Here is a 26,468-nt window from a genome sequence, read left to right as displayed (position 1 = left end):
GAACTCCAAGGCAGGTTCGATATAGCTTCAGTAGAAATTTTTCACCCATAATTTCCTCTCTAAAAAAGAGCATACACCTACTAATCCTCTTCACAGTAAAATATAAATATAACGATCAAATTCTATGATAGAATATGGAATCCATATTGTCAATAACCAATCATCCTAATTTCTTTATATAGAGATCGGGTTTTATATCAAAATATACACATATATCACATATTTCCTGAAGTGTTTTGTCATTCATAGGAATTCCATTCTTCATTTTGTCATTGTAAGCTTCAATTTCTTTTTCTCCATGAGTATATATTCTATGTGCATCTTTAGCCTTTTTTGAATTCCTGAGTTCTTTTAAATATGTAGAAAGACCATTTTTAACATCCTCTTTGTCACCAAATATTCCATAATCTATTGCACAAAAATAATGGCAGGTTCCCGAACCACCTTTTCCGTCAAGATGCACATAATTTCCTGTAAGACCGCCTGAAAGAATTGCTGTAAAAAGCTCTACAGAAAGTGCAAATCCATATCCCTTATGACCTCCTGTAAGCTCTTTTGAACCGCCAAGAGGAACTATTCCTCCTCCAAGATGTTTCGGAACATTATACAAAACATCCTCTGGATTCGAAGTGTCGCATCCGTCAGCATCAAGTGCCCATCCCATTGGAAGAGGTTCCTGCCTTTTGTGGTAAACTTCCACCTTTCCTCTTGTAACAACGCTTGTTGCCATATCAATAAGAAGAGGATAAGGCTCTGCCGGCATTGAAATTGCAATAGGATTTGTACCAAGCATAGCCTCTTTTCCAAACGTAGGCACTATAACTGCAGGAGAATTAGTCATGGATATTCCAAGCAGTCCCTGTCTTTCAGCCATTCTCGCATAATAACCTGCTATACCGTAATGATTGGAGTTTTTTACAGTTACCATGCCTATACCCGAAGTTTTGGCCTTTTTTATAGCTATCTCCATGCTCATTTTTCCTATAAGTTGCCCCATGCCTGCCTGTCCGTCAATAGCTGCGGATACAGGAGTTTCTTTGAGTATTTTGGGATTTGAGTCCACTATTATGAGCCCCTGCTTTATTTCATCATAATATTTAACGAGTCTCTGAATCCCGTGAGATTCAATTCCAAACAAATCAGAAAGCAGCAAGACATCAGTTATTGTGTCACTGTCTTCTTCTGTAAAACCAAATTTTTCAAAAACAATATTACACATCTTTTTCAATCCGCTATATTCAACTTTTGTGTACGCCACCTTTTAGTCCCCCTCGATTTTTATTTGTTTAATTATACCACACATTATAATGCTTTAAAGCGAAAGAAGGCCGTTGAATTAAAATGCACTTCAACAACCTTCTTTATTTTTAATGTTATGTATTAAAAATACACTCTATTACTCATATCCTTCTCATCAATGAATAAATATACTTAAAATCAGAACGACTCCCAAACCAACAAGTGAATTTACAAGCTCAAGCAACCCCCATGTTTTAAATGTATCCTTCATAGAAATCCCAAAAGTTTGTTGAAATAAGAGGAATCCTCCATCATACATTAACGTCATGGTATTACTTCCGACAGCACACGCAAGAACCATAAGCACTCCATTAACATGAAAAGCTGTAACCATTGGAGCTACAATTCCAGCTGCTGTTATTGCCGCAACTGCACCTTGTCCAGTAAGCACACGAATTATAACTGTAATTATCCATGCAAGAATAAACGGTGATATTGGCATATTACCTACCAATTTTACGATAGTATTTCCAACTCCTGCATCAATTATAACCTGTTTCATAACTCCACCTGCTGCAATGACCAAAAGTACATTTGAAATTCCCTGTATTGCACTTGTCATTGAATCTGTAATTTGTTTTCCATTCATTCCTCTTGAAAAACCAAACAAGAACATTCCTACAACCACTGCAATCAACATGCTTACTTCTGCACTACCTATGAAAGTTGCAAATGAATATAAGAAATCACCTTTATTTACAGTTAATTTTATAATGGATGAAAAAATCATTAAAATTGCTGGCAACATTGGTACCAAAAGGCTGGCACCGAAACTTGGAAGTTCACTATCACTCTTTTCTTCTGAAGTTGTTATCATATCATTTAACGGCATTTCATTAAGTCCCGGAATAAATTTAGGTAAAATTACACCTGAACAAATAATTGAAGGAATAATTACAACCAGACCAAGCACATATATAAGTGATATATTGGCATTAAACGCAGTGGCCAAAGCCATAGGTCCAGGCTGTGGAGGGAAGATACTATGCCCCATAGTACAACCCGCAACCGTTGGAATAATTAACTTCATATATGGAACTTTAGCTTCTTTTGCAATACTTATAACAAGTGGGCAAGTAATTAGGAACGCAACTTCGTAAAACATTGCCATACCAAAAATACTTCCTATAATCAACAATGCAAATGGAAGAAATTTTATTCCGAATTTTCCTATTATTGTATCAGCGATTTGCTGAGAAGCACCAGAATCAGTCATCAATCTTCCGATAATTGCTCCAAAGATTATAATGAAAGTCAACGATCCTAAAATGCTTCCTATCCCGGTTTGGATCATCGGCACAATTTTAGCCATGGGTATCCCTTCAGCAAAAGCAATAAATATTCCAGAAATAAGCAGTGCTAAAATAGTATGAATTTTAGCTTTAACAATTAAAAAAACTAGAATTGCAATTCCAAGTATAATCCATAATACCTGAAACAAATAACCTGTCATCATAAATATACATCTCCAAACTTTAAATATTTGTTTATATTAAAATATTTTATTAAGAATCAATGTTTCGTTAGCGTTTACACTTTTAATACCATTTTCCATAATTGTTACTTATGCTAATAAATGTTATAATTAATTTGTTTATATTTTTATTTATTTGACATTTTTTTATAATTGACCATATAAGGAATGCACTCTTATTATGATCAACTATAAACTTAAATGTCTATTTTTTATCTATTTGACTTGCCTATTGCTTCCCATATTCCATTTAAATAGGTTGCACCAAGCGCTCTGTCATAAAGCCCATATCCAGGTCTTGCCTGTTCGCCCCATATCATTCTTCCATGGTCCGGCCTTATATATCCGTCAAATCCAACATCGTAAAATGCTTTAAGCACCTCGTACATATCAAAAATTCCATCTTCTGAACGATGTGACACTTCATGAAAATGCTTAGGCGAAAGTATCTTTATATTTCTTACATGTGCAAAAGGTATTCTTTTCTTTGCTCCGAAATATCTTATTATTTCAGGTATATTGTTGTCTGTACTTGATCCAAGTGAACCCGTACAAAGAGTTATTCCGTTATATGGACTGTCCACAAGGTTTATTATTCTTTCAAGATTTTCCTTTGAATGCACTATTCTTGGAAGACCAAATACGTTCCAGGCAGGATCATCAGGATGAACAGCCATCTTAACATCATACTTTTCACAAGTAGGTATTATTGCTTCGAGAAAATACTTGTAGTTTTCAAATAATTTCTCTTCATCTACATTTTCATATAGCTTGAGTACTTTTTTTAATTCCTTGAGCCTTTCAGGTTCCCATCCAGGAAGTGAAAATCCATTTGAGCTCTTTGCAGTATTCTCAACTATTTCTATAGGATCCAATCCTTTTAACTTGTCATCATCATAATATAAAACTTCCGAACCATCAGAAAGCTTATATGCAAGATCCGTTCTAAGCCAGTCAAATACAGGCATGAAGTTATAACATATTACCCTTACTCCAGCTTTTCCAAGATTCTTTATACATTCTTTATAGTTTTCAATATACTTGTCCCTTGTTGGAAGTCCAAGCTTTATATCTTCATGAATATTTACACTTTCAATGACTTCAAGTTCAAGTCCATGAGCTTCTATATCCTTCTTGTACTCAAGTATGGTTTCCATAGGCCACACTTCTCCAGCCGGTATTTCAGGAAGAAATCCTGCAACACCAGAAACTCCTGGTATCTGGCGTATTTGCTGCAAAGATACACTGTCATCATCCTTGCCAAACCACCTAAATATCATTTTCACAAAAATCATTCCTTTCAAAAATTAGTTCAAATATTTTTTAAGAGTATTCCTAACTGAACCTTTTCCTTCTACAAGTTCTTCAAAATAATCTTCAATTTTTTCTCCAAGCCCAGCTTCACAAAGATCCAAACCAAATATATCTTTATTCGAAATTATCTTGTTTATGGTGCCTTTCTTGTAGCTCTTCCCGAGTTCAACACCTGAAAGCTCTACCTTGAGAACTTCAAATAATGGATCCGGACTAACTTCAAATTTGTTTCCATTGTCGTCTACTCCAAGAAGATATCTGAGCCATCCTGCAATAACAAGAGGTATATATTTAAGTGACTTCACGTCCATACCCTTTTCAACATAGGATTTTATTGTTTCACCAAACCTTATTCCAACCTTCTGGGACGTATCCGATGCTATCCTCTGCGGAGTATCCGGTATATTAGGATTTGGAAGTCTTACTTCTATTACCTCCTTTATGAAATCCTTAGGTGCTATGATTCCCGGATCTACAACTACAGGCATTCCCTCACTGTATCCTATTTCATTTATAAGTCTGACTATTTCTTTGTCTTTCATTTCATCTGCAATGAGCTTGTACCCAAGGAGACATCCGTATACTGCCATTGATGTATGAAGCGGATTTAAGCATGTACAAACCTTCATCTTTTCAACTCTTTCAACAGTCTTCCTATCTGTAAAATAAACTCCTGCCTTTTCAAGCTTTGGCCTTCCATTTGGAAAATCATCTTCTATTACAAGATACTGAGGTCCCTCTGCATTAACAAATGGTGCTATATAAGTGTTCTTACTTGTTACAATAGGCTTTACATCAGCAAGTCCAACTTTTTCAAGCTTTTCTTCAACTATATTTGAAGGTCTTGGTGTTATCTTATCTATCATGCTCCATGGAAAAGCAACTTTGCCGCCGTCGTTTATATAACTTGAAAATTCTTTTTCAGCCAATCCATTTTCAATCCATTTATTTACTATTGTATTAACTGAATTGCAAAGTTTTTCACCATTATGAGAGCAATTATCCATGCTGACAACTGCGATCGGCAGACTTCCTGACTTGAATCTCGTATAAAGAAGCGCTGCAACCTTCGAAATTACGTTTTTCGGTGAAGCCGGACCGTTTTGAATGTCATCCATAACTTCATCCTGAAACTCTCCCGAAAGTTTTTTTAAATTGTATCCCTTTTCAGTTATTGTAAAACTCACAATTTGCAGGGACGGTTCTTTGAATATCTGACTTAATCTATCCCAGTTCTTTTTTATGCTGCTGTCTCCAACTACACTTTCGCCTACACTTGCAATTACGGTATTTTCAAGACTTCCATCCGGATTCATTATAACCTGGACACTTAAATTGTCATGTGGCTTGTAAATTTTGTCTATGATTTCATAGTCATAGGTCTCAACTGCAGTTATTCCTGCCTTCTCACTTTTCCCATCCAGAAGTTTTTGATCAAGTGCTGCTATAAATCCCCTGAATATATTGCCTGAACCAAAATGAACCCATACTGGATTTTCTTCAGTGTTTTTGCACATATTTTCATAATCGAACTTTGGAAGCTTTATTCCGGCATTTTTCCATTCAGACTCATTTTTTATGCCTTTTTTGTCCAAACTTAGCATTTTATTCTTACCTCCTTGTAATATTTTCACTTAATTTATTTATAAAAAATAGATTATAGTATAATAATAAAAAATGTGTTAAAATTATGTTGTATTATATTTCAAGAGGTCTTCATCGATTAATATAGCCTAAATATATTTATCGATGTCCTCTTTTTTGCATATTTACATAAAATACTGCGGATACCTCTTCTTTACATCGTCCAAATCATAATTTACTTTCATCAAATGATTTTTCATAACTTCATCAGCCTTGTTAGAATCTTTGTTCTTTATAGCCTCAATTATAATTTTATGCTGAAGATATACATCATTTACATTAAGGTTTGACCACAGTGTAAGCATACGAATACGCTGAAAATCCACTTCCACCTGACAAATCGTATTCCATGTTCTGCTCTTTCTGCATCCTTCAAAAATAGTTTTGTGGAATTCTTCATCAAGTTTAAATACCTTTATAAAATCTTTACTTCCAATGTACAACTCCTGCATCTTCAAGTTCATTTCCAATGCTATTATTTTTTCTTCCGGGAATTCATTGCATGCAAGCTTCACAACAGCTCTCTCCATATGTTCCCTGAGAAATCTTGCTTCCTCCACAGAATTCAGATCAATCAATGACACAAAAGTACCTTTTTGTGGATAAATATCAAGCAGTCCCTCCTTGGATAAAAGTAAAAACGCTTCTCTGACTGGAGTTCTGCTGATGGAAAATTTCTCTGAGATCCCCTTCTCTGAAATGCTGAGACCCGGCTCAAGATGAAGTTGTACTATATCTTCCTTTAAAATATGATACAGTTTTTTGCTAGTTAAATTTTTTCCGATTTGAAAAGCCATAATCTGTCTCCTTCATTTCTATACTGCCATACTTGCATGGTAGCTATAAGTAAATTATAGCATATGTTTTTATAAATTCAATATATTTTTTATAAAAAACCGGAAAAGTTTACATTCGCATTATTTCTCATTATGCACGGCTCTTCATAAAACTCTCAAGTTGACTTCTGCAAGGATATCCATCACTATCTCCTAAAGACATTACAGCAAGTGCACCTATGGCAGTACCCCTCTCTACCGAGTCCTTAATTGAAAGGTTTTCCAAAAGTCCACTTATAACTCCAACTGCAAATCCATCACCTGCACCAACAGTATCTACAACCCTGTCAACTTTAAAACCTTTGACTTCATAGGATTTTTCTTTAGATTTTACAAAAGCTCCCCTGCTGCCAAGCTTTAAAATTACAACTTTAACTCCATGATTCAAGTAAAAGTCAGCAATTTTATCTGGATTATCACTTCCAGTCAAAATCAATCCTTCACTTATACCAGGAAGAACAATATCACTTTTAAACGCAATATCATTAATTACATTTACCATGTCCTGTTTTGATTTCCAAAGCTGAGGACGCAAGTTGGGATCAAAAGTAATCCTTATATTATTTTTCTTCAACAGCTTTATCAATTCATATACAGCCTGCCTGCAATTCTCCGACAATGCAGGAAATATACCTGTCAAATGTGCATGTTTCACATCCGTCAAGTTTAAAGCTTCCAAATCATTCTTAGAAAAATGAGAAGCAGCAGAATTTTTTCTGAAATAAAAAATTTTAGGATCTCCATCGCTAACTTTGGATTTTAATTGATATCCAGTAAAATACTTTTCAGTCGACCCTATATAATCTGTACCTATATTTTCACTTTCCATGCTTTGCTTTATAAAATCACCAAATGGATCTTTACCGAGTTTTGTAATATACTCAGTAGAATGTCCAAGTCTTGATAACCCTACGCAAACATTTACTTCTGCCCCTGCTAAAAACTTTTCGAAGAATTTTACATCCTTCAATTCCTTGTCTGTTTCACCAGCTCCACTTGCTCCAAATAAAGTCAGCGGTTCTCCAATAGTCAAAAACTCACCCATAAATTACACTCCTCTATATTTATAAACACTTCTGCAATACAAAACTTTTAGAAACCGGTTTATATAAAAACAAAATATCGCCAATATTAACTTGATTCTTTATTTAAATGTGTTGATCCTCTGATTTCCAATCTTGATTTTAAATATATACAAGATGTTTTTTCAGAGTCACCACCTAATTTTTTTAAGAGTATCTTTGCAGATTCAACTCCCATAGCATATGTAGGTTGTGATATAGTCGTAATTCCAGGCGGTATAAGTGATGCCCATCCCCAGTTGTCATATCCATAAATTCCTATGTCCACTGGTATTTTTAAATTAATGTCATTTATTACATGTAATAAATTTAGTAAAGTTACTCCATTAGCTGCAAAAACTACTTTATTCCCAGAATTATTTTTTACAAAACTAATTAAATCCTGCTTTGTCTTATCCAAATTTGCATTATCACATACATACACATTAAAATTACTTGAATCAAGCCTGCTGGAACATGCTTCAATAAATGCTTTCTTTCTATCACGTCTGGCGCTTATTTTTCCTACATCAGGAGTAAACATTGCAAAGCTTCCAAATCCCTGATCAATCATGTAATTAGTCACATTGAATGTCATTTCAAAATTATTGCTCGTCACACAATCAAAAAACTTGGGATTTACTACCCTGTCAAGCATAATAACAGGTATTCCTAATTGCTGAATCCTCATTACAAATTTTTCATTGTAACCTGTGCCATTAATCACAAGTCCGTCTATGTTCTGATCCATCAATGACATTATGTCTTGCTTTTCTTTGATTTTATCATTGTCGGAATTGGTTATTATAATATTATAGTCATATTTCCTACACTCATCCCCAATTCCCTTTATCAGCATAGATGAAAATGGATTTGTCAAGTCGGCCATGACTACTCCTATAAGACTGCTTTTCTTAAGTTTTAGAGTCCTTGCCGTATTACTTGGTCTATAATTCAGCTGACTTATTACTTTATGAATTCTGTCTCGCGTATCATCTGACATAAACTCAAATTTCTCATTTAAATACCTTGATATCGTTGACTTGGAAACCTTTGCCTCCCTTGCAACATCGTCAATTGTAACTTTTTTTTGTTCCTTCATAGTGGATATCCTCATTCTGTAATTATATATTTAGAAACCGATTTACTATGATTTTATATTAACATAACACTACATTCATTTCAATACATAAAATATACTAATTTATATCACAAATTCAAGCCATTTAATAAAAGCCGACAGGAGATTCAGTTTCCCATCGGCCTTTATTATTCAAGTTCAGGCAAGCTTTATCTGTTTTATAAATGCCAATGCTCCAACAGCACCAGCAATGCCTATAATTCCAGCCAGAATAAAAGCTGATATATAGCTCCCTGAAAATTGAATTATAAACCCGGTAACAGATGGTCCCAAAATTCCTGCACAATTACCTATTCCATGCATTACCCCTCCAACTGACCCTACACTACTTGAATCAACAATATCATCCACAACTCCCCAGTAAATTCCTCCCGTAAAATATAGAAAGAATACAGCAATGGCCACTAGAGTAATGACCAACATATTGCTACTGGCATACACTACAGAAAAAACTGATACGCCTGATAAAAGAAGACCAAATCCTATAATAATTCTTCTTGAAAGAAGCGGATTGTTCTTGAAAACAGTTTTTACAAGAAAATCGGAAAACACCCCGCCAAATGCTATTGCCACAAATCCCAAAGTCCACGGAATAACATTTATAACGCTAACCAGTTTAAGCGACATGCCTCGCGAATCAGTTAAATAGCTTGGAAACCAAGTTAGAAAGAAAAATAAAATATAATTATATGCAAAGAAAGCCAATGCTGTGAATATAATTACCTTTTGCCTCAAATAAAATGATAGCTTTAACTTACTAGTAATCTTTATTTTGCTTACTAACTTTACTGTTGTATTAACTTTCTCCTGAGTCATATCTGCCGGTGGTCTATCATCAACATATCTCCACCAAAAAAATGCCCAAATCAAACCAACAAGCATAATAACTACAAATGATATTCTCCAGTTAAAATAAATTGTAATGAGTCCAACTACCGGTCCGGAAATTGCGGCTCCAAGAGGTGTACCACTTGATGCAATCCCCATGATAGAGGTCTTTTTATTGGAAGGATACCATAAATCAATGGTTTTATTAGTTGTAGTAGAAAGTGGTCCCTCGGCCATGCCAAAAATAATTCTTATAACCATTAAACTTATAAATCCAACTGATATTGCAACTGCACCACTAAATATAGACCAAACAATTAGAGCTGCCAGCAAAGTATCTTTAGGACCAAATCTATCGGCGGCAACACCTCCAATTACATTGAACGCAGCGTATCCTACAGAAAAACAGCTGAAAATAATGCCAAACTCCCCGGGAGTAAGCATAAATTCCTTTTCAATATGTGTAGCTGATATTGAAAGCGCTGATCTATCAAGATAATTAATAATTCCACATAAGAAAAGCATTGCCAAAATAAATTTTCTTTTAGACTTTAAATCCATTTTCACATAAACACTTCCTTATTCAATATTTTAATTATTCAAATATCAATACCGCTTTTTTTACTTTTTGTGGATGTTTGTCAATAAAATCAAATGCTGTTTGAACTTTTTTAAATTCAAACCTGTGAGTAATTAATCCGTCATTCTTCAAATTTCCACTTTCCATTAATCTAATTACATTTGCAAATTGATACGATTGAAGTCTGCTTCCAACAATAGTAAGCTGTTTTTTTGTAATAGGCAGTTGGCTGATTGAAGCTTTGTCTTCTGAAAACCCGAGTACGACTACAGTTCCTGCTGGTGAGGTTACATCCAATCCAATTTCAAACGTTTTCGTAATACTTACAGCATCTATAACTTTATTCACGCCATCTCCTTTTGTCCATTTCTTCACCGCATCATTTATATTTTCTTTTGATATATCAACAATTCTATCTGCGCCATTTTGTATGGCAAATTCCAGCTTTTCAGGTACAATATCACTTACCATTACTTCTGTACCTTTCACTTTGGCTAATTTAAGAATACATATTCCAATAGGTCCCGCTCCCTGGACAAGAAGCTTGTCACCTATTCCAACATCACCTCTTGATGTAGCATTGGCACCTATGGTATAAGGTTCTACAAGCACTGCCGTATCCCAGTCTAGCTTCTTATTTATTACATGACATTGCTTTTCAGGCACCGTGAAATATTCCCTCATTCCTCCATCTTCATGAACCCCGAATACACTTAAATTCCTGCAGACATTAGGCATTCCATGACGACATGCATAACATTTACCGCAATATCTAATAGGTTCAATTACAACATGATCTTCCTCTCTTAAATCCTTTACATTCTCGCCAACTTGGACAATTTCTCCAACAACCTCATGTCCCATAACTCTAGGCAATACTGAAAGTGGATTTTCGCCATGATATAAATGCACATCCGATCCGCAAATACCTACCCTTTTCGTTTTTACAAGTACATCATTGCCATTTACAATTTTGGGCACTTCTTCATCTTCTAACCTCAAATCATCTTTTTTATAGACCCTTGCAACTTTCATATTGTTATCCCCTATATTCCTATAAATATTTTTTCTATTTGAAAAAACACAACTCCCCCCTCGGTTTTCATACTACCATACTTATATGGTAGTTATGAATAAATTATTACATATATTGTTATAATTTAAATTTGTACAATAATCCCGATTATGGATTTATATCTTGATATATGAAACAATGTTTTATATAATGAAACATATAAATGTATAATTAAAATATTTAGGCAGGGAGATAGATTATGATTGAAAAAATTGAAACCTTGAGAAGAATTGAAGAAGTCGGCGTAGTAGCCGTAGTCAGAGCCGAAGATTCAGAAACTGCAGAAAAGATTTCCAAGGCATGCATAGACGGCGGAATACCTGCAATAGAAGTAACTTTCACTGTACCCGGGGCAGATAAAGTTATAACCTCATTAAAAAATAAGTTTTCGGACAAAGAATTGATAGTTGGAGCAGGCACTGTATTAGATAGTGAAACTGCCAGAATAGCCATACTTGCAGGTGCAAAATACATAGTAAGTCCTGATTTTGACCTGGCTACTGCAAAGCTGTGCAATAGATACCAAATACCTTACATGGCTGGATGTATGACCGTAACTGAAATGGTAAAAGCTATGGAAGCAGGTACCGACATTATAAAATTATTCCCTGGAAGTGCATATGGTCCAAGTATTGTAAAGGGCATAAAAGCACCACTTCCTCAAGTTCCTATAATGCCAACCGGTGGAGTCAACATCGACAATGTAGCAGAATGGATAAAAAATGGATGTATTGCTGTAGGTGTCGGTGGACAATTGACAGGCGGTGCAAAAACCGGAGATTACAATAAAATAACCGAGACTGCAAAAGAATTTACACGCAGAGTAAAAGAAGCTAGAAATTAACGTTTAAAAATTTAAATCTTTTCATATATTAAGACTAGCAATTGAATTTTTAATATAACACTTAAATCTTCAATTGCTAGTCTTGACTATTCTACAAGCATCCCTGAAAAATTCTATCTTATCTTAGGTGATCTTGATATTTATACTATAAATTTAATTTTCAAGCTATCTTCATTTTAATTTTTTTCTTTTTTTCAATTAAATTGATAATTCTATCTCTATATTTCTTACCTGACCTCAACCCATAAAGCATTTTTGAAAGATATTTTTCGGGAACTCCAGTTTCACTGGATAATTGTCTCTGTGTCAGTCCAAGTTTAACTATGTTAGTTTTAACATATAATCCAAAATCACATAATTTATTTTTGTTCAAAAACACCCCTCCTATATTATAAATTGCAGTAAAATATATACATAGCTACAGATAATTCTACAAACTTCGATGTTTAATTACTGTATAAGATAACAATAACTAATAATTATATTATTATAATGATCTTAAATAAGGATAAATTAAACAAATGATTTCTTATTTTAACTAGTGATGCTATATTTAGAGTATTATTATTTTGGATGAGTTTTCCTCCATAATTTAATTATATATGTCATATGACATCATGTCAATATATATGTTGTCATTTAACATCATATATTATCCAAATATATATTTTTATGCACAAATATACATTTAATTCATAAAAGGAGGCAGCTATATGAACACCTTGGGTAAAAGAATTGCTTATATTAGGAAAATAAACAATATGAGTCAGAGACAGCTCATGAATACACTTAATATTACAAATCTGGGGAGAATAGAAAAAGGAGAAAGAAAGCCTGGAATTGATATAATAATTGCTATTTCAAATTATTTCAATGTATCTACAGATTGGCTTTTAAAAAATGATGGAAAGGTTCCCCTGCCAAATAATACAGAAAACGATACAAATATCAGTAATATTGAACTAAAGTATTTTGGAAAACGTCTCAGGGAAATAAGAGTAAAAAATAACATATCAATTTTAAATATGAGTTTAAAAACAGGTATAAAATATAACTCTTTAGAGCATTTTGAAAACGGAGATTATCTTCCAAAACCACACGAACTTTTATTAATTCTTTCTAATTTTAAATGTTTTTCTCTCGAAAAATTATTTAAACCGTCCACAATAAGCAAATTGAGTTCAAATATGAATTTCGGAACTCAAAAAACAACTGATATAGGGCAAAAAATAAAGTTACTACTTAAAAAATATACAGTCGATATAAGCGTTCTTAGTAAGATAAGCGGTATACCTGAAAATGTGATAAAAGACTATATCTCAGCTAAAACAGCACCTGATATTACTTCCACAATCAAGTTGTCAAAGATATTTAATTGTTCCTTAATATGTAATCAAACAGCTACAGTTGCAGGCACCGGTAAGGATCCAGAAAAATTATCCTGCGATGAAAAAAATATAATAAACTGCTTAAGAACGTCATCTGAAACCGAACGTTTTATATTAAAGAGTATTATAGAAAAGTTCAAACATTCGTCTATAAGTGGGATACCATACAAACAAAGCTGAATAATGTCGAGCGACATTGTCATAATTGGAGCGAATTTTCGCCTAATTAAGTAAAGTATGGCTTAAAATAGAAAAAAAGACTGTTCTATAATTTTAGAACAGTCTTAAGATTCATATGGAATCCACTATCAAGCTTCCCATTTTCTTTGTTCCAACAACTTTTTTACCTTCTTCCAAAATGTCAGGAGTACGATATCCTTCATCAAGAGTTTTTAATACAGCCTTTTCTATATCCAATGCAGCTTCATCCATATTAAAAGTATATCTAAGCATCATGGCAGCACTCATAATCGTTGCAATTGGGTTTGCTTTATCATCGCCTGCAATATCTGGTGCCGAGCCATGAATTGGTTCATAAATTCCGACTTTTCCCCGACCTATGCTTGCAGAAGGAAGCATTCCAAGTGAACCTGTAAGCATGGACGCCTCATCACTTAATATATCGCCAAATGTATTTTCAGTAACAATAACATCAAATTGTTTAGGATCTCTTATAAGCTGCATTGCTGCGTTATCTACATACATGCAATTGAACTCTACATCATCATATTCTTTTGAAATTTCAGTAACAGTTTCTCTCCACAATCTCGAACTTTCAAGCACATTTGCTTTATCTACAAGAGTAACTTTTTTATTTCTCTTCCTCGAAATCTCAAAAGCCTTTCTCGAGATTCTTTCTATCTCAGGTGTTGAATATGCCATTACATCCCATGCTTTTTCTCCTTCCGGGATTGCTACTCTCTTTTTTTCTCCAAAATAGATTCCTCCTATAAGTTCTCTTACAATCATTATATCCAAACCATCTCCAAGAACTTCCGGTTTTAAATTTGAAGCTGATTTAAGCTGAGGAAACAAAATTGCAGGCCTTAAATTTGCAAATACTCCAAGTGCTTTTCTAATACCAAGGAGTCCAACTTCCGGTCTTAAATTACTTGGTATATGATCCCACTTAGGTCCGCCAACCGCACCAAGAAGAACAGCATCACTATCCTTACATACATATATAGTTTCTTTGGGAATAGGTCCTCCTGTAGCATCTATAGCTGCCCCTCCCAAAAGTACATCCTTGTATTCAAATTCCACTTTATATTTTTCTCCAACCGCATCAAGTACCTTTATTGCTTCCCCAATAATTTCTTTTCCAATTCCATCTCCTCTTATAACTGCTATCTTCATTTATCTGACACTTCCTTTTTTAAATAGTTTATAAGTCCATCAGAGTTTATAATTTTCTGCATAAATTCAGGAAAAGGAGCCGCCTTGTAAGTTTTCCCCTTTGTCAGGTTGTTTATAGTTCCAGTAGTTACATCAACTGATATTTCATCGTTATCGTCTATATCCTTCGAAGCTTCACTGCATTCCATTATAGGCAGTCCTATATTTATCGAGTTTCTAAAAAATATCCTGGCAAAGCTCTCAGCTATAACACATTTTATTCCGGATGCTTTTATAGCTATAGGTGCATGCTCTCTGGATGAACCACATCCAAAATTTTTACCTGCAGTAATTATTGTTCTTTCTTTAGCTTTTTCTGTGAAATTCTCATCTATATCCTCCATACAATGCAGAGCCAGCTCTTTGGGATCACTTGTATTTAAATATCTTGCAGGTATTATTACATCCGTATCCACATTGTCTTTATACTTTATTACATTCCCATTTATCATTATTTTACTACCTCCTCTGGCGATGAAATCTTTCCGGTAATTGCAGATGCTGCCGCCACAGCCGGACTGCACAAATATACTTCACTTTCAGGATGTCCCATTCTTCCCACAAAATTTCTATTGGTAGTTGATATCGCTCTTTCACCTTTTGCAAGTATTCCCATATATCCACCGAGGCAAGGTCCACAGGTTGGAGTACTTACAACAGCTCCGGACTTTATAAATATATTAACAAGCCCCTCTTCCATTGCCTGAATATATATATTCTGTGTTGCAGGAATTATAATTACCCTTACATTCCCGTTCACTTTCTTGCCTTCCATTATTTTTGCCGCTATCCTGAGGTCATTTATTCTTCCATTTGTACATGATCCTATTACTACCTGATCTATGGATACATCTCCAACTTCGTCTATTGTTCTTGTATTTTCAGGCAGATGAGGAAATGCCACTGTAGGTTTTATAGTTGACATATCAATCTCTATAACCTCGGAATATACTGCATCATCATCTGCAGTATACATATTATACTGTTTTTCGGAATGCTCATTCATGTATTCCCGAGTCTTGTCATCAACTTCAAATATGCCATTTTTGGCACCGGCTTCAATCGCCATATTTGTTATTGTAAACCTGTCATCCATTGAGAGTGACGAAACACCGTCTCCTGTAAATTCCATGGATTTATAAAGTGCACCATCAACTCCGATTTTACCTATTATATCGAGAATTACATCTTTTCCGCTAACCCACTTCTGAAGCCTGCCTTTCAATACAAACTTAATTGCCTCCGGCACTTTGAACCACGCTTTTCCCACAGCCATACCAGCTGCCATATCAGTACTTCCAACGCCTGTTGAAAAAGCACCAAGTGCACCATAGGTGCAAGTATGCGAATCTGCCCCTATTATTACTTCCCCTGCAACTACAAGACCCTTTTCCGGAAGAAGTGCATGTTCAATTCCCATCTGTCCAACTTCAAAATAATTTTCTATCTTCTTATCATGTGAAAAATCTCTAACACATTTGCATTGCTCAGCTGATTTTATATCCTTTGCAGGTGAAAAATGATCTGGAACTATGGCGATTTTTTTTCTGTCGAATACTTTCGTGAAGCCCGCTTTCTTAAATTCCCTTATCGCAACAGGTGTAGTTATATCATTTCCAAGTACCATATCGAGTTTACACTCAATCAGCTGCCCAGATTTCACACTTTCAAGTCCTGCATGTCTTGCTAATATTTTTTGAGTCATAGTCATTCCCATATTTATCTCCTCCTCTTATCTCTTCAATTGTAAAATCACACTCGCCCATATTCAGTTTTATGCGTGTTATCTCCCATTTCATAATGTATCCTGTTTATTGCATTCACAAAAGCTCTTGCACTTGCCTCTACAATATCAGTACTCATGCCTTTCGCTGTAAATACTCTATCGTTTTTTTCAACTTTCACTGTTACTTCCCCAATAGCATCTTTTCCACTTCCTATAGACCTTATAAAATAATCTTTAAGTTTTATATCTATTCCAGATGCCTTCTCAATAGCCCTGAAAGCTGCATCAACCGGGCCATCTCCACAAGCTGCCTCTCTTATATTTTTGTCTTTATATTTCAACTCTATGGTTGAAGTTGAAACCATGGTATTTCCGCTTGAAAACTGATAATACTTGAGATCATATGCTTCAGGAACCTGAAATATTTCATGATTTATTATTGTCTCTATATCCTCATCCGATATAATTTTCTTTTTGCCTGTAAGGTCTTTAAACTTTTTAAATGCTTCATTTATGCTGTCTTCGCTTAAATTATCATAGCCAAGCTCTTCTAAATGCTGTGCAAAACCATGTCTTCCAGAATGTTTTCCCATAATCAAGGTACTTCTTTTAAGTCCTATGGACTCGGGAGTCATAATTTCGTAGGTTGATCTGCATGCCAAAACCCCATGCTGGTGTATTCCCGCCTCATGAGCAAACGCATTTGCCCCGACTATAGACTTGTTATTTGGAATAGGCATTCCAGTAGCATGACTTACAAGTTTGCTTGTTTTTACTATTTCATCCGTTACAATATCCGTCCTACAGCCTATAAGACTTTTTCTGGTTTCAATTGCCATCACAACTTCTTCCAATGCAGCATTTCCAGCTCTTTCTCCTATACCATTTACAGCACATTCAACCTGCCTTGCTCCATTTTTTACAGCAGCTATTGAATTTGCAACTGCCATCCCAAGGTCATCATGACAGTGAACACTTATAATTGCCCTGTCTATATTAGGCACATTTTCTTTTATTCCACGAATAAATTCACCGAATTCATCAGGCATATCATATCCAACAGTATCGGGAATATTAACTATGTCCGCTCCTGCATCTATAACTCCTTCAACAATTTTATATAAAAACCCAGGATCACTTCTTGTAGCATCTTCCGGTGAAAATTCAACACTTGGACAAATTGATTTCGCATACTTGACCATTTCAACTGCCTTTCTATACACCTCATCCTGACTCATTTTCAGTTTGTATTTCATATGCACGTCAGATGTGGCTATAAATGTGTGTATTCTGGATCTTTGAGCATATTTCAAAGCTTCCCATGCTCTGTCTATATCTTTTTTTACAGCTCTTGAAAGTCCAACAACTACAGGTTTTTTAACAGCTTTAGCTACTGCCATTACGGCTTCAAAGTCTCCATCGGAGGCTATTGGAAACCCTGCTTCTATTACATCAACATTCATTCTCTCAAGCTGCTTTGCAATCTCTATCTTATCTTTCATGTTCAAGTTCACCCTCGGTGTCTGTTCTCCGTCTCTCATTGTAGTATCAAATATATAAACCTTATTACTTTCCATATTGATTCCTCCAAATAATAAAAATATTTTTAATTTTAAATGGCCAGTTAAAATTTTTAATATAAAAAGGCACATCCTTCGCTTTGGGGCGAAAGATGTGCCGCGGTACCACCCAATTTTCTTCTCAATTAAATAACGACCAATGCCGGCGTGACCTACTTTAAATTCAGTCTGCAATTCAGGAGTGAGCTTCAATTTATAAAATTCATGGGATTTCACCTTTCCCCACTCTCTTTTGAATTTAAATAAATCTACTTTTCTCCATCAATATCTTTAAATTATTTGTATTTTTAACTTAATATGTCTGGAATTAAGCACAAAAAAACAGGTCTCAATCGCTCTGGGGCGATGGATCTGTCGCGGTACCACCCAATTTTTTTCTTAATTGAATAACGGTTTAAAACCGGTACAGCCTACTTTTAATTCAGCCTGCCAACTCCAGGGGGAGCTTCGATTTATACAACATGTGAGCTTTCACCAACCTCACTCGCTTGAAAAATGAAATAAACCTACTTTTCCCTTTCACAGTTTCTAATCAACATTTAATATGGGATTAGTATAATATACACTTTGAAATCTGTCAATATATTTTTTTAATTTATGCAATATAAAAATACAGAGGGAAATCCACGTAGAAATTCCCCCCCTCTTCATAGCTTGAAATCACGCACCTCTTTCTTGATTCTCCGTTACAATGGCGCTATGATAATATCCATAAGCAAAATAAATTACAAGACCCAAAACAAGCCATATCACAAATCTAATCTGAGTTATACGTGGAAGATTAAATATAAGTACACCGCAGAATATTATTGATAAAATAGGTATTACTGGAACCCACGGGCATTTGAAAACCCTTCTTCTTTCCGGATCCTTCTTTCTCAGAATCATAACTGCTGCAGATACTATTATAAACGCACACAACGTTCCAATATTTGTAAGCTCAGTTACTACATTTATTGGAATAAATCCTGCAACTACAGCTGTTACAATTCCTACAAGCAGTGTACTTCTTGCAGGAGTTTTATATTTGGGATGTACATGTCCAAAAAACTTCGGAAGCAATCCATCTCGTGACATTGCAAACAATACACGAGTTTGTCCAAACATCATGACCAATATTACCGATGTAAGTCCACATATAGCTCCAACTGATACAAGTGCAGCACCCCAATGATATCCAACCTGCTGAAGAGCGAAAGCAACTGGCGCTGCAGTAGCCTTGAACTTTAAATACGGAACCATTCCTGTTAGTATGGCTGAAACAACTATATAAAGAACTGTACATACAATAAGGGAAATTATAATTCCTCTTGGAAGATCCTTTTGTGGATTTTTGACTTCCTCAGCTGCTGTAGATACTGCATCGAATCCTATATAGGAAAAGAATATCACCGACGCACCCGACACAACTCCGCTCCATCCATATGGCATAAAAGGATGCCAGTTTGAAGAATTTACATGTGAAATGCCAAGTATTATAAATAGAGCAATAACTACAAGTTTTATACCAACTATTACGTTGTTTACAGTAGTACTCTGTTTTACACCTATTACATTGACAAATGTTACAAACGCAATTATAATTACTGCTGGAAGGTTTATAATTCCTCCCGAAGAAGGTGCTACAGTTAAACTTTGCGGTAAGGTTATTCCAAGATCCCCGAATATATTTACTATATATCCAGACCATCCTATAGATACAGTTCCAATGGCAAAAGCATATTCAAGTATTAAATCCCATCCTATAATCCATGCCCAAAATTCTCCCAATGCTATATAACCATACGTATACGCACTGCCAGCTGCCGGTACCATTGACGCAAATTCTGAATAGCACAGCGCAGCACACCCACAGGCAATACCTGCTATAACAAATGAAATTACAAGTGCCGGTCCTGAATAATTAGCAGCAGCCACTCCTGTAAGCACAAATATTCCAGTACCTATTATAGCCCCAATTCCAAGCATTGTAAGTCCAAAAGTTCCAAGTACCTTTTCAAGTCCGCCATCTTTTTTAGTCTCATCCATAAGGGCATCTATGGCCTTAGTTCTAAAAATGTCTTTCATACTATTCCTCCATTCATAATAATAAAGAACTGAACAATAAGCTTTACTTTTATAATTCACTATTCTGATTCTGTTATGGTAAATTATAAAAAATATTTTAATATTGCATTTTTTATTATAATACTCCCATTTTATTTTTAATTCAATAGCATATAGTAAATTTTTAAGGTATCTTTTTGATAAAAGAATATTTTATAACGTTATCTTTTTATATATTATTTTTAAGTATATATATAATTGAATAATATATTTTTCTATCTTTCATTAATTGTTGTCAATGTATTTTATACAAACAAAATTCAAGCCGGATAAAAATTAATAAAATTAATTCTTATCCGGCTTGTTTACTCAATCTTGAAATCAGATTTATAATTTCCAAGAAGCTTAAAATACCTACACTTTTTTTTAATTTTTTCAACAGCATTTTTTACAACATCGTCAAACATATTTCCATAAAAATCTACGTAAAAAAAATATTCCCAGGGAGTATCGGTTTTTGGTCTTGATTCTATTCTTGTCATATTAAGATTGTTGTTTTTAAAAATCTCCAACACATCACAAAGAGTACCAGCCTTATGTTCAAGGGTAAATATCACACTTATCTTATCCGAATCCCCGTCAAAACAAATATCTTTCCCCACAATTATAAATCTAGTATAATTATTTTTATTATAATTTATCTCTCTTTGCATAATATTTAGATTATACAATTCTGCAGCCTTTTCACTGGCTATACAAGCCTTATTTTTTACTCCGGCTTCACTTATATACTTTGCACTTTCAGCAGTACTAAAATACGGTATATATTTCCATTCTTTATCCTCAAGATACTTTCTGCTCTGAAGGAAAGCCTGATTATGAGAATATACTTCTGTTATATCTTCGAATTCAGCCCCTTTTATTGTTAAAAGGTTATGCCTGATACCTACACATTTTTCTCCTATTATATGAAATCCGTATTTTCTGAGCAGATCATATACATCTGTTATACCTCCAGTAGAAGAATTTTCAAGCGGAAGTACACCATACTTTATATCATTTGTTTCAAGAGATTTAAATACACTCTTGAATTCACTATACCCTTCAGTATTCTTGCAATCTCCAAAGTATTCTTGAAGAGCCTGATGAGTAAAAGATGCCTTTTCACCATAAAATCCTATTTTATATAATTTACAGTATTCTGGTTTTTCCACAAATATGCCCCCTAATCACATATCCATAAGATCAGCAATTCCTATAGAAGCAGCTGCTTCTATAACAGGAACAGCTCTAGGTACAATGCAGGGATCATGTCTCCCTTCTATTTTAATTGACGAATCCGTCATTTTACTAATATCCACAGTATTCTGTTCCTTAAGTATAGATGCCGTAGGTTTCACAGCAGTTCTAAAAATTACAGGCATACCGTTTGTAATCCCTCCAAGAATTCCTCCATTGTTATTCGTCTTTGTTTTTATACCATTGTTGTCATCAATATAATATTGATCATTTGCTTTGGAGCCTTTCATGTGTGAAATTTCAAAACCACTTCCAAACTCAATTCCTTTAACAGCAGGTATCGAAAAAACAAGATGTGAAAGCACACTTTCCATAGAGTCAAAAAACGGATCGCCATATCCTGCAGGAATATTGACAATTGCAGTTTCCACAACTCCACCTACAGAATCACCCTCAGCTTTTGCTTCAAGAATTTCATTTTTCATTTTTTCTCCAGACTCATAATCCATAACCGGAAATCTACTCCTTGAAAGATTTCTAAGCAAATCATCTTCTACAGAAACTTTATTAAAAAATTCAATGTCTTCTGTCTGCCCTATACTTTTTATATGACTTCCTATAAATATCCCTTTTTCTTCAAGCATTTTTCTGAATATAGCTCCTGCAAATACAATCGGTGCTGTAATCCTTCCAGAAAAATGTCCGCCTCCTCTGTAGTCATTAAAGCCTCCATATTTGACAAATCCAGTAAAATCCGCATGTCCTGGTCTTAAAAGTTTTTTTGTTTTTTCATAATCACCCGAATGTTTATCTTCATTTCTTATTATTGCACACAATGGCGTTCCTGTTGTCTTTCCATTAAAATACCCACTCAATATTTCAAATTCATCTTTTTCTTTTCGCGGTGTAGTAAATTTACTTCTGCCGGGAGCCCTTCTTGACATCTGCTCTTTTATATAGTCAAAATCCAGCTCAATACCTGCTCTCAAACCATCTATTGTGATACCTATGGCACCTCCATGCGACTCCCCAAAAATCGACAACTTTATGTTTTTACCAAAAATTCCACTCATATGCAAGACTCCTAATCTTCAATATATTCCACATGTCCACCAATTTTCGCAAAATCATTCCAAAAATCCGGATACGACTTATTCACACAATCCGCACCTTGAATTACAAGATTCCCACTGCACATTGATGAAACCGAAGCAAGTGCCATGGCTATTCTATGGTCATTAAAACTTGACACTACTCCACCTTTTAATTTATTTTTTCCATTTATAACAAGGCCATCTTTTTTTTCTTTTACATCAGCACCTATTTTATTAAGCTGCGAAGATATTGCCTGAAGTCGATCCGACTCCTTCAATCTCAGTCTTGATGCATTTATAATCTCTGTAACTCCATTGCTTACTGCAGCAATAGATGCAATAACCGGTACAAGATCCGGACACTGCGCAGCATCCACTATAACACCATTTGTCTTAGATGGAATTGCAGTTATACAATTATCCAATATTTGAATATTTCCGCCCATCTCTTTAAGTATATCGACTATATGTTTGTCACCCTGATGTGAATTTATATTCATTTTTTGACATGAAACTTTGTTTCCCAATACTCCCATCACAAGAAAAAATGCAGCCTGTGAGAAATCAGTTTCCACATAATAATCACAACTTTTGTAAAGCTGTCGGCCTTTTACTATAAACTTTTCATAATTCTCATTCACTACATGGATATTAAATTTTTGAAGCATGTCAAGTGTCATGTCTACATAAGGTTTTGATTCAAGTTCTGTAGTCACCTCTATCTCAGAATCCCCTTCCAATAATGGAAGTGCAAACAACAATCCTGTAATAAACTGTGAGCTTATATCTCCTTTTATTTTATAGTTTCCACTTTTTAATATTCCGTTTATGTGAAGCGGTAATCTACCTTCTGAATTGCTGTAACATATTTTTTGCTCGTCAAAAATCTTGTAATATACGTCAAGAGGCCTTTCAACGAGCTTACCAGCACCTGACAAGACAACTTCCTCTCCAAGTGTTGAAACTACAGGTATTATAAATCTGAGTGTAGACCCTGATTCACCGCAAAATATAGATCTGTTTTCCAAAACCACTTTTCCAGTACCATTTATACAAACTGAATCTTCAAAAGTGTTGATTTCAACTCCAAGTGACTTCATCGCCTCAATTGTAGCAAGAATATCTTTTGAAAAATATACATTTTGTATTGTACTTCTGCCTTTCGAAAGTGAAGCACATATAATACTACGATGGCAAAGACTTTTGGAAGATGGAACTTTTATATCTCCACCAAGTTTGCACGGAACAATCTTAATATTCTTCATCTGAACTCCCCTTTTATGTATCAATGAATTTTTTTGGCCTGAATCATTGCATCCTCAAACATTTCCCCCAAATCGCCAGTATTTTTATTATCTATATCATTCTTTATCCTGGAAAGCACCTTTTGAAATCGTTCTATTCCATCAGATAAGTCTTTTGAATTTAATACAAAGAGTTCTGTCCATAATTTTGAATTGATCATGGCAACTCTTGTTGAATCTTTAAAACTTCCACCTACGAACAATTCAGAATTTACGTTCTCCATACGACTACCAAGAAGTGCTGTTGCTATCGCATGTGGAAGCTGGCTCGTATACGCAATTATACGATCATGCTCTTCGGGTGAAATGCACTCCACATTTTTACACCCAAGCTTTTGAGCCATCAAAGTTATAAGTTCAATACCTTTTCTGTTACTTTTAGTTCCGGGTGTTATTATATAATTTGCATCTTTAAATATGGAACCATCTGCATATTCTATCCCTTTGTATTCTCTGCCCGCCATTGGATGTCCTGCAACAAATTCAAAAGTTTCAGGTAGAAATGAATCAACAGAATCGACTACCACCTTTTTTACACCCGAGGTATCAGTTATAATAACTCCAGTCTTGAAATATTTCATATTTTCTCTTATAAATTCAACAGTGTCCTTCGGATATAAACTTACTATTATAATATCTATATTCTTAAGAAATTCACCTGGCTTGTCATATCCATGGTCAATTATATTCATATCCAAAGCCTTGTGTAGGGTTTTTAAATTATTGTCCACTCCAATTATACAACCTGTATTTAAATTTTTAAGTGCCATTGCGTAGGAGCCACCAATAAGTCCAACTCCTACAATAGCTATATTAAAATCACCAAAACCACAATCTTCCAAACCTTATCCCCTCCAAAAGCCGGATTATCTATACTCTTGCAGAACTATACTCCTGCTTTACTCCTGTATCAACAAGTCTTGTTATATCCTTCATAAGTCTGTCAAATCTATCCGGTGTTATCGATTGTTGTCCATCACATAATGCATTTTCAGGATCATTATGAACTTCAATTATAAGTCCGTCCGCTCCAACTGCAACTGCCGCTTTTGCAAGAGGCTCAACCATCCACCACAAACCTGACGCATGACTTGGATCTACTATTACAGGAAGATGACTTAATTTTTTTATTGCAGGTATTGCACTTAAATCAAGTGTATTTCTTGTATAATTTTCAAAAGTTCTAATTCCTCTCTCGCAGAGTATAACATTTTTATTCCCTTCAGACATTATATATTCCGCCGACATAAGAAGCTCTTCAATTGTAGCTGAAAGACCTCTCTTTAAAAGTATCGGCTTTCTTGTTCTGCCAAGTTCCTTAAGCAATTCGTAATTTTGCATATTTCTGGCTCCAACTTGAATTACATCTACATCTTCAACAAATTCATCTATCATATTGGCAGACATTATTTCCGTAACTATTGGCAGTCCTGTTTCTTTTCTTGCAAGCTTTAAAAGTTCAAGTCCTTCCATTCTAAGTCCCTGAAAACTATACGGCGATGTTCTTGGCTTGAAAGCTCCACCTCTTAAAAATTTGGCGCCGCCTTTTTTGACACTTCTGGCTATCTCAACTATCTGATTTTCATTTTCCACAGAGCAAGGGCCTGCTATTACAGAAATATCCCCTCCTCCTATATTTCTTCCATTCACATCAATTACAGTATCATCTGGATGAAATAATCTATTCACAAGTTTATAATTTTCCTGAACTTTATGAACTTTTTCAACATATTGGTTTGCTTGAATTTTGCTCGCTTCTATTTTTGAAGTATCTCCAATCAATCCAAGTACACTGCACTCTTCACCTTTCCAAACATTAACTTTTACATTTTCCATCTCAAGTTTCTTTTTCAATGTCAATATTTCTTCTTGAGGTGCATGAGGTTTCATAACTATTACCATAATTGATTCTCCTATCTGCATAATTTTTTTTATTTAAATCGAATTAATTGATATTGGCCAAAAATAATTTATACTCCGGATTATAAATCAATTCAGCATATAAAAAAAGCAGAGCCTCTAATGAGGTTCTGCTTTAAATACACCTTGCAATCTTAATATACCTGTAAGACTGTTCTCCATAATTTTGTATTTAAATTATTATTTCTTCTCATTAGAAACGAATTGAATATTTTTTTGCAAAAGAAGTAAGCAGCGCTAAAATAAAAATAGCCCCAGCTAAAGTTAAAGTAATACTTTTTGCTTTCAATTCCCTTTCCAATGATATTTTTCATAATAAAAATTCCTCCAAAATTTAAAATATAAACAGTATTTATTTGTCACTAATTATATCAGTTTTCAAGCGGATGTCAATAGTAAATATAAAATTTCATAATCACCTATGAACGAAAGATGATAATGTCTTAGTATACCAAAGTTGATTATGTCCCAAAAAGCAAATTTATAATATAATAAACCTCATGACAAAGAAATGAGGTGGACATGATTAGAAAGGTATATTTAAAAATGAATGAAGAATTAAAATATAAAGTTATTAAGAAGTTAATAGATAGTAATGGTAACAAGCAGAGAGCTGCAATTGAGTTAGGCTGCACTGTTAGACATATAAACAGAATGATTAAGGGATATAAGGAAAAAGG

22 protein-coding genes and 3 other annotated features (1 of these 25 running past the window's edge) are annotated in these 26,468 nt (G+C 34.5%); of the genes, 2 read left to right on the top strand and 20 right to left on the bottom strand.

Annotation, left to right across the window (positions count from 1 at the left end; genetic code table 11):
* Positions 1-103 (bottom strand) — a binding site (T-box leader) (it extends 104 nt beyond the left edge of the window).
* A gap of 57 nt (positions 104-160) precedes the next feature.
* From AC4CVH_RS14085 to AC4CVH_RS14045, 9 genes are all read right to left on the bottom strand, one after another.
* Positions 161-1,258 (bottom strand): Ldh family oxidoreductase, encoded by a 1,098-nt coding sequence (locus AC4CVH_RS14085; protein ID WP_490788380.1) that lies wholly within the window; start codon positions 1,256-1,258, stop codon positions 161-163.
* A gap of 156 nt (positions 1,259-1,414) precedes the next feature.
* A complete protein-coding gene (locus tag AC4CVH_RS14080; protein ID WP_490788379.1) occupies positions 1,415-2,755 on the bottom strand; it encodes a gluconate:H+ symporter in 1,341 nt (446 codons plus the stop codon).
* A gap of 230 nt (positions 2,756-2,985) precedes the next feature.
* The gene (gene uxuA, locus AC4CVH_RS14075; protein WP_490788378.1) at positions 2,986-4,059 is read right to left on the bottom strand and encodes a mannonate dehydratase; all 1,074 of its coding nucleotides are present in this window, start codon (positions 4,057-4,059) and stop codon (positions 2,986-2,988) included.
* A gap of 21 nt (positions 4,060-4,080) precedes the next feature.
* Positions 4,081-5,691: a mannitol dehydrogenase family protein gene (locus AC4CVH_RS14070; protein WP_490788377.1), complete on the bottom strand. Its 1,611-nt coding sequence runs from the start codon at positions 5,689-5,691 to the stop codon at positions 4,081-4,083.
* A 165-nt stretch (positions 5,692-5,856) separates the two neighbouring features.
* Entirely contained in the window at positions 5,857-6,528 is a 672-nt protein-coding gene (locus AC4CVH_RS14065) for a GntR family transcriptional regulator (RefSeq protein ID WP_490788376.1), read from the bottom strand.
* Positions 6,529-6,658: 130 nt separating this feature from the next.
* Positions 6,659-7,612, bottom strand: a complete 954-nt coding sequence (locus AC4CVH_RS14060; protein ID WP_490788375.1) for a sugar kinase — start codon at positions 7,610-7,612, stop codon at positions 6,659-6,661.
* Positions 7,613-7,698: 86 nt separating this feature from the next.
* Positions 7,699-8,730 (bottom strand): LacI family DNA-binding transcriptional regulator, encoded by a 1,032-nt coding sequence (locus AC4CVH_RS14055; protein WP_490788374.1) that lies wholly within the window; start codon positions 8,728-8,730, stop codon positions 7,699-7,701.
* A gap of 177 nt (positions 8,731-8,907) precedes the next feature.
* Entirely contained in the window at positions 8,908-10,158 is a 1,251-nt protein-coding gene (locus AC4CVH_RS14050) for an MFS transporter (protein ID WP_490788409.1), read from the bottom strand.
* Between the two features lie 34 nt (positions 10,159-10,192).
* Positions 10,193-11,212 carry a zinc-binding alcohol dehydrogenase family protein gene (locus tag AC4CVH_RS14045; protein ID WP_490788373.1) on the bottom strand — a complete coding sequence of 340 codons (1,020 nt, stop codon included), beginning with the start codon at positions 11,210-11,212 and terminating at the stop codon, positions 10,193-10,195.
* A gap of 239 nt (positions 11,213-11,451) precedes the next feature.
* Here AC4CVH_RS14045 and AC4CVH_RS14040 point away from each other — a divergent pair, with 239 nt between their 5' ends.
* Entirely contained in the window at positions 11,452-12,096 is a 645-nt protein-coding gene (locus AC4CVH_RS14040; protein WP_490788372.1) for a bifunctional 4-hydroxy-2-oxoglutarate aldolase/2-dehydro-3-deoxy-phosphogluconate aldolase, read from the top strand.
* A 160-nt stretch (positions 12,097-12,256) separates the two neighbouring features.
* On the opposite strand, the gene AC4CVH_RS14035 is transcribed toward AC4CVH_RS14040, so the two are convergent.
* Positions 12,257-12,469, bottom strand: a complete 213-nt coding sequence (locus AC4CVH_RS14035) for a helix-turn-helix domain-containing protein (protein ID WP_490788371.1) — start codon at positions 12,467-12,469, stop codon at positions 12,257-12,259.
* A 340-nt stretch (positions 12,470-12,809) separates the two neighbouring features.
* On the opposite strand from AC4CVH_RS14035, the gene AC4CVH_RS14030 reads away from it, so the two are divergent.
* Positions 12,810-13,664: a helix-turn-helix domain-containing protein gene (locus tag AC4CVH_RS14030; RefSeq protein ID WP_490788370.1), complete on the top strand. Its 855-nt coding sequence runs from the start codon at positions 12,810-12,812 to the stop codon at positions 13,662-13,664.
* Between the two features lie 111 nt (positions 13,665-13,775).
* Here AC4CVH_RS14030 and leuB read toward each other — a convergent pair whose 3' ends face one another.
* The 10 genes from leuB to aroF form a co-directional block, all read right to left on the bottom strand.
* Positions 13,776-14,840: a 3-isopropylmalate dehydrogenase gene (gene leuB, locus AC4CVH_RS14025; protein ID WP_490788369.1), complete on the bottom strand. Its 1,065-nt coding sequence runs from the start codon at positions 14,838-14,840 to the stop codon at positions 13,776-13,778.
* On the bottom strand, positions 14,837-15,331 hold the full coding sequence (leuD, locus tag AC4CVH_RS14020) for a 3-isopropylmalate dehydratase small subunit (RefSeq protein ID WP_490788368.1): 495 nt from the start codon (positions 15,329-15,331) through the stop codon (positions 14,837-14,839). The genes leuB and leuD overlap by 4 nt, the downstream gene beginning before the upstream one ends.
* Positions 15,331-16,602: a 3-isopropylmalate dehydratase large subunit gene (gene leuC, locus AC4CVH_RS14015; protein ID WP_490788408.1), complete on the bottom strand. Its 1,272-nt coding sequence runs from the start codon at positions 16,600-16,602 to the stop codon at positions 15,331-15,333. The genes leuD and leuC overlap by 1 nt, the downstream gene beginning before the upstream one ends.
* A gap of 29 nt (positions 16,603-16,631) precedes the next feature.
* Positions 16,632-18,182 carry a 2-isopropylmalate synthase gene (locus tag AC4CVH_RS14010; RefSeq protein WP_490788367.1) on the bottom strand — a complete coding sequence of 517 codons (1,551 nt, stop codon included), beginning with the start codon at positions 18,180-18,182 and terminating at the stop codon, positions 16,632-16,634.
* 81 nt (positions 18,183-18,263) lie between these two features.
* Positions 18,264-18,459: a binding site (T-box leader), on the bottom strand.
* Positions 18,460-18,520: 61 nt separating this feature from the next.
* Positions 18,521-18,717: a binding site (T-box leader), on the bottom strand.
* Between the two features lie 128 nt (positions 18,718-18,845).
* Positions 18,846-20,252: a branched-chain amino acid transporter BcaP gene (gene bcaP / locus AC4CVH_RS14005; RefSeq protein ID WP_490788366.1), complete on the bottom strand. Its 1,407-nt coding sequence runs from the start codon at positions 20,250-20,252 to the stop codon at positions 18,846-18,848.
* 344 nt (positions 20,253-20,596) lie between these two features.
* A complete protein-coding gene (locus AC4CVH_RS14000) occupies positions 20,597-21,445 on the bottom strand; it encodes a prephenate dehydratase (protein WP_490788365.1) in 849 nt (282 codons plus the stop codon).
* Between the two features lie 15 nt (positions 21,446-21,460).
* Positions 21,461-22,543 (bottom strand): chorismate synthase, encoded by a 1,083-nt coding sequence (gene aroC / locus AC4CVH_RS13995; RefSeq protein ID WP_490788364.1) that lies wholly within the window; start codon positions 22,541-22,543, stop codon positions 21,461-21,463.
* 11 nt (positions 22,544-22,554) lie between these two features.
* Positions 22,555-23,829 (bottom strand): 3-phosphoshikimate 1-carboxyvinyltransferase, encoded by a 1,275-nt coding sequence (gene aroA, locus AC4CVH_RS13990; protein ID WP_490788363.1) that lies wholly within the window; start codon positions 23,827-23,829, stop codon positions 22,555-22,557.
* A 20-nt stretch (positions 23,830-23,849) separates the two neighbouring features.
* Entirely contained in the window at positions 23,850-24,710 is an 861-nt protein-coding gene (locus AC4CVH_RS13985) for a prephenate dehydrogenase (protein ID WP_490788362.1), read from the bottom strand.
* Positions 24,711-24,738: 28 nt separating this feature from the next.
* On the bottom strand, positions 24,739-25,770 hold the full coding sequence (aroF, locus tag AC4CVH_RS13980) for a 3-deoxy-7-phosphoheptulonate synthase (protein WP_490788361.1): 1,032 nt from the start codon (positions 25,768-25,770) through the stop codon (positions 24,739-24,741).
* Positions 25,771-26,468: the final 698 nt, after the last annotated feature.

This window comes from Clostridium pabulibutyricum (assembly GCF_058242705.1).
The sequence above is the reverse complement of the archived record's forward strand: the minus strand, read 5'-3'. Positions and strand labels throughout refer to the sequence as shown.

Excerpts from the sequence above, each read along its gene's own strand:
- AC4CVH_RS14030 (WP_490788370.1), top strand. The coding sequence starts at position 12,810 with ATGAACACCTTGGGTAAAAGAATTGCTTATATTAGGAAAATAAACAAT.
- aroF (WP_490788361.1), bottom strand. The coding sequence starts at position 25,770 with ATGGTAATAGTTATGAAACCTCATGCACCTCAAGAAGAAATATTGACA.
- AC4CVH_RS14065 (WP_490788376.1), bottom strand. The coding sequence starts at position 6,528 with ATGGCTTTTCAAATCGGAAAAAATTTAACTAGCAAAAAACTGTATCAT.
- AC4CVH_RS14070 (WP_490788377.1), bottom strand. The coding sequence starts at position 5,691 with ATGCTAAGTTTGGACAAAAAAGGCATAAAAAATGAGTCTGAATGGAAA.
- leuD (WP_490788368.1), bottom strand. The coding sequence starts at position 15,331 with ATGATAAATGGGAATGTAATAAAGTATAAAGACAATGTGGATACGGAT.
- leuB (WP_490788369.1), bottom strand. The coding sequence starts at position 14,840 with ATGAAGATAGCAGTTATAAGAGGAGATGGAATTGGAAAAGAAATTATT.
- AC4CVH_RS14055 (WP_490788374.1), bottom strand. The coding sequence starts at position 8,730 with ATGAAGGAACAAAAAAAAGTTACAATTGACGATGTTGCAAGGGAGGCA.
- AC4CVH_RS14050 (WP_490788409.1), bottom strand. The coding sequence starts at position 10,158 with ATGGATTTAAAGTCTAAAAGAAAATTTATTTTGGCAATGCTTTTCTTA.
- AC4CVH_RS14045 (WP_490788373.1), bottom strand. The coding sequence starts at position 11,212 with ATGAAAGTTGCAAGGGTCTATAAAAAAGATGATTTGAGGTTAGAAGAT.
- AC4CVH_RS14040 (WP_490788372.1), top strand. The coding sequence starts at position 11,452 with ATGATTGAAAAAATTGAAACCTTGAGAAGAATTGAAGAAGTCGGCGTA.
- AC4CVH_RS14060 (WP_490788375.1), bottom strand. The coding sequence starts at position 7,612 with ATGGGTGAGTTTTTGACTATTGGAGAACCGCTGACTTTATTTGGAGCA.
- bcaP (WP_490788366.1), bottom strand. The coding sequence starts at position 20,252 with ATGAAAGACATTTTTAGAACTAAGGCCATAGATGCCCTTATGGATGAG.
- AC4CVH_RS14010 (WP_490788367.1), bottom strand. The coding sequence starts at position 18,182 with ATGGAAAGTAATAAGGTTTATATATTTGATACTACAATGAGAGACGGA.
- aroC (WP_490788364.1), bottom strand. The coding sequence starts at position 22,543 with ATGAGTGGAATTTTTGGTAAAAACATAAAGTTGTCGATTTTTGGGGAG.
- AC4CVH_RS14080 (WP_490788379.1), bottom strand. The coding sequence starts at position 2,755 with ATGATGACAGGTTATTTGTTTCAGGTATTATGGATTATACTTGGAATT.
- aroA (WP_490788363.1), bottom strand. The coding sequence starts at position 23,829 with ATGAAGAATATTAAGATTGTTCCGTGCAAACTTGGTGGAGATATAAAA.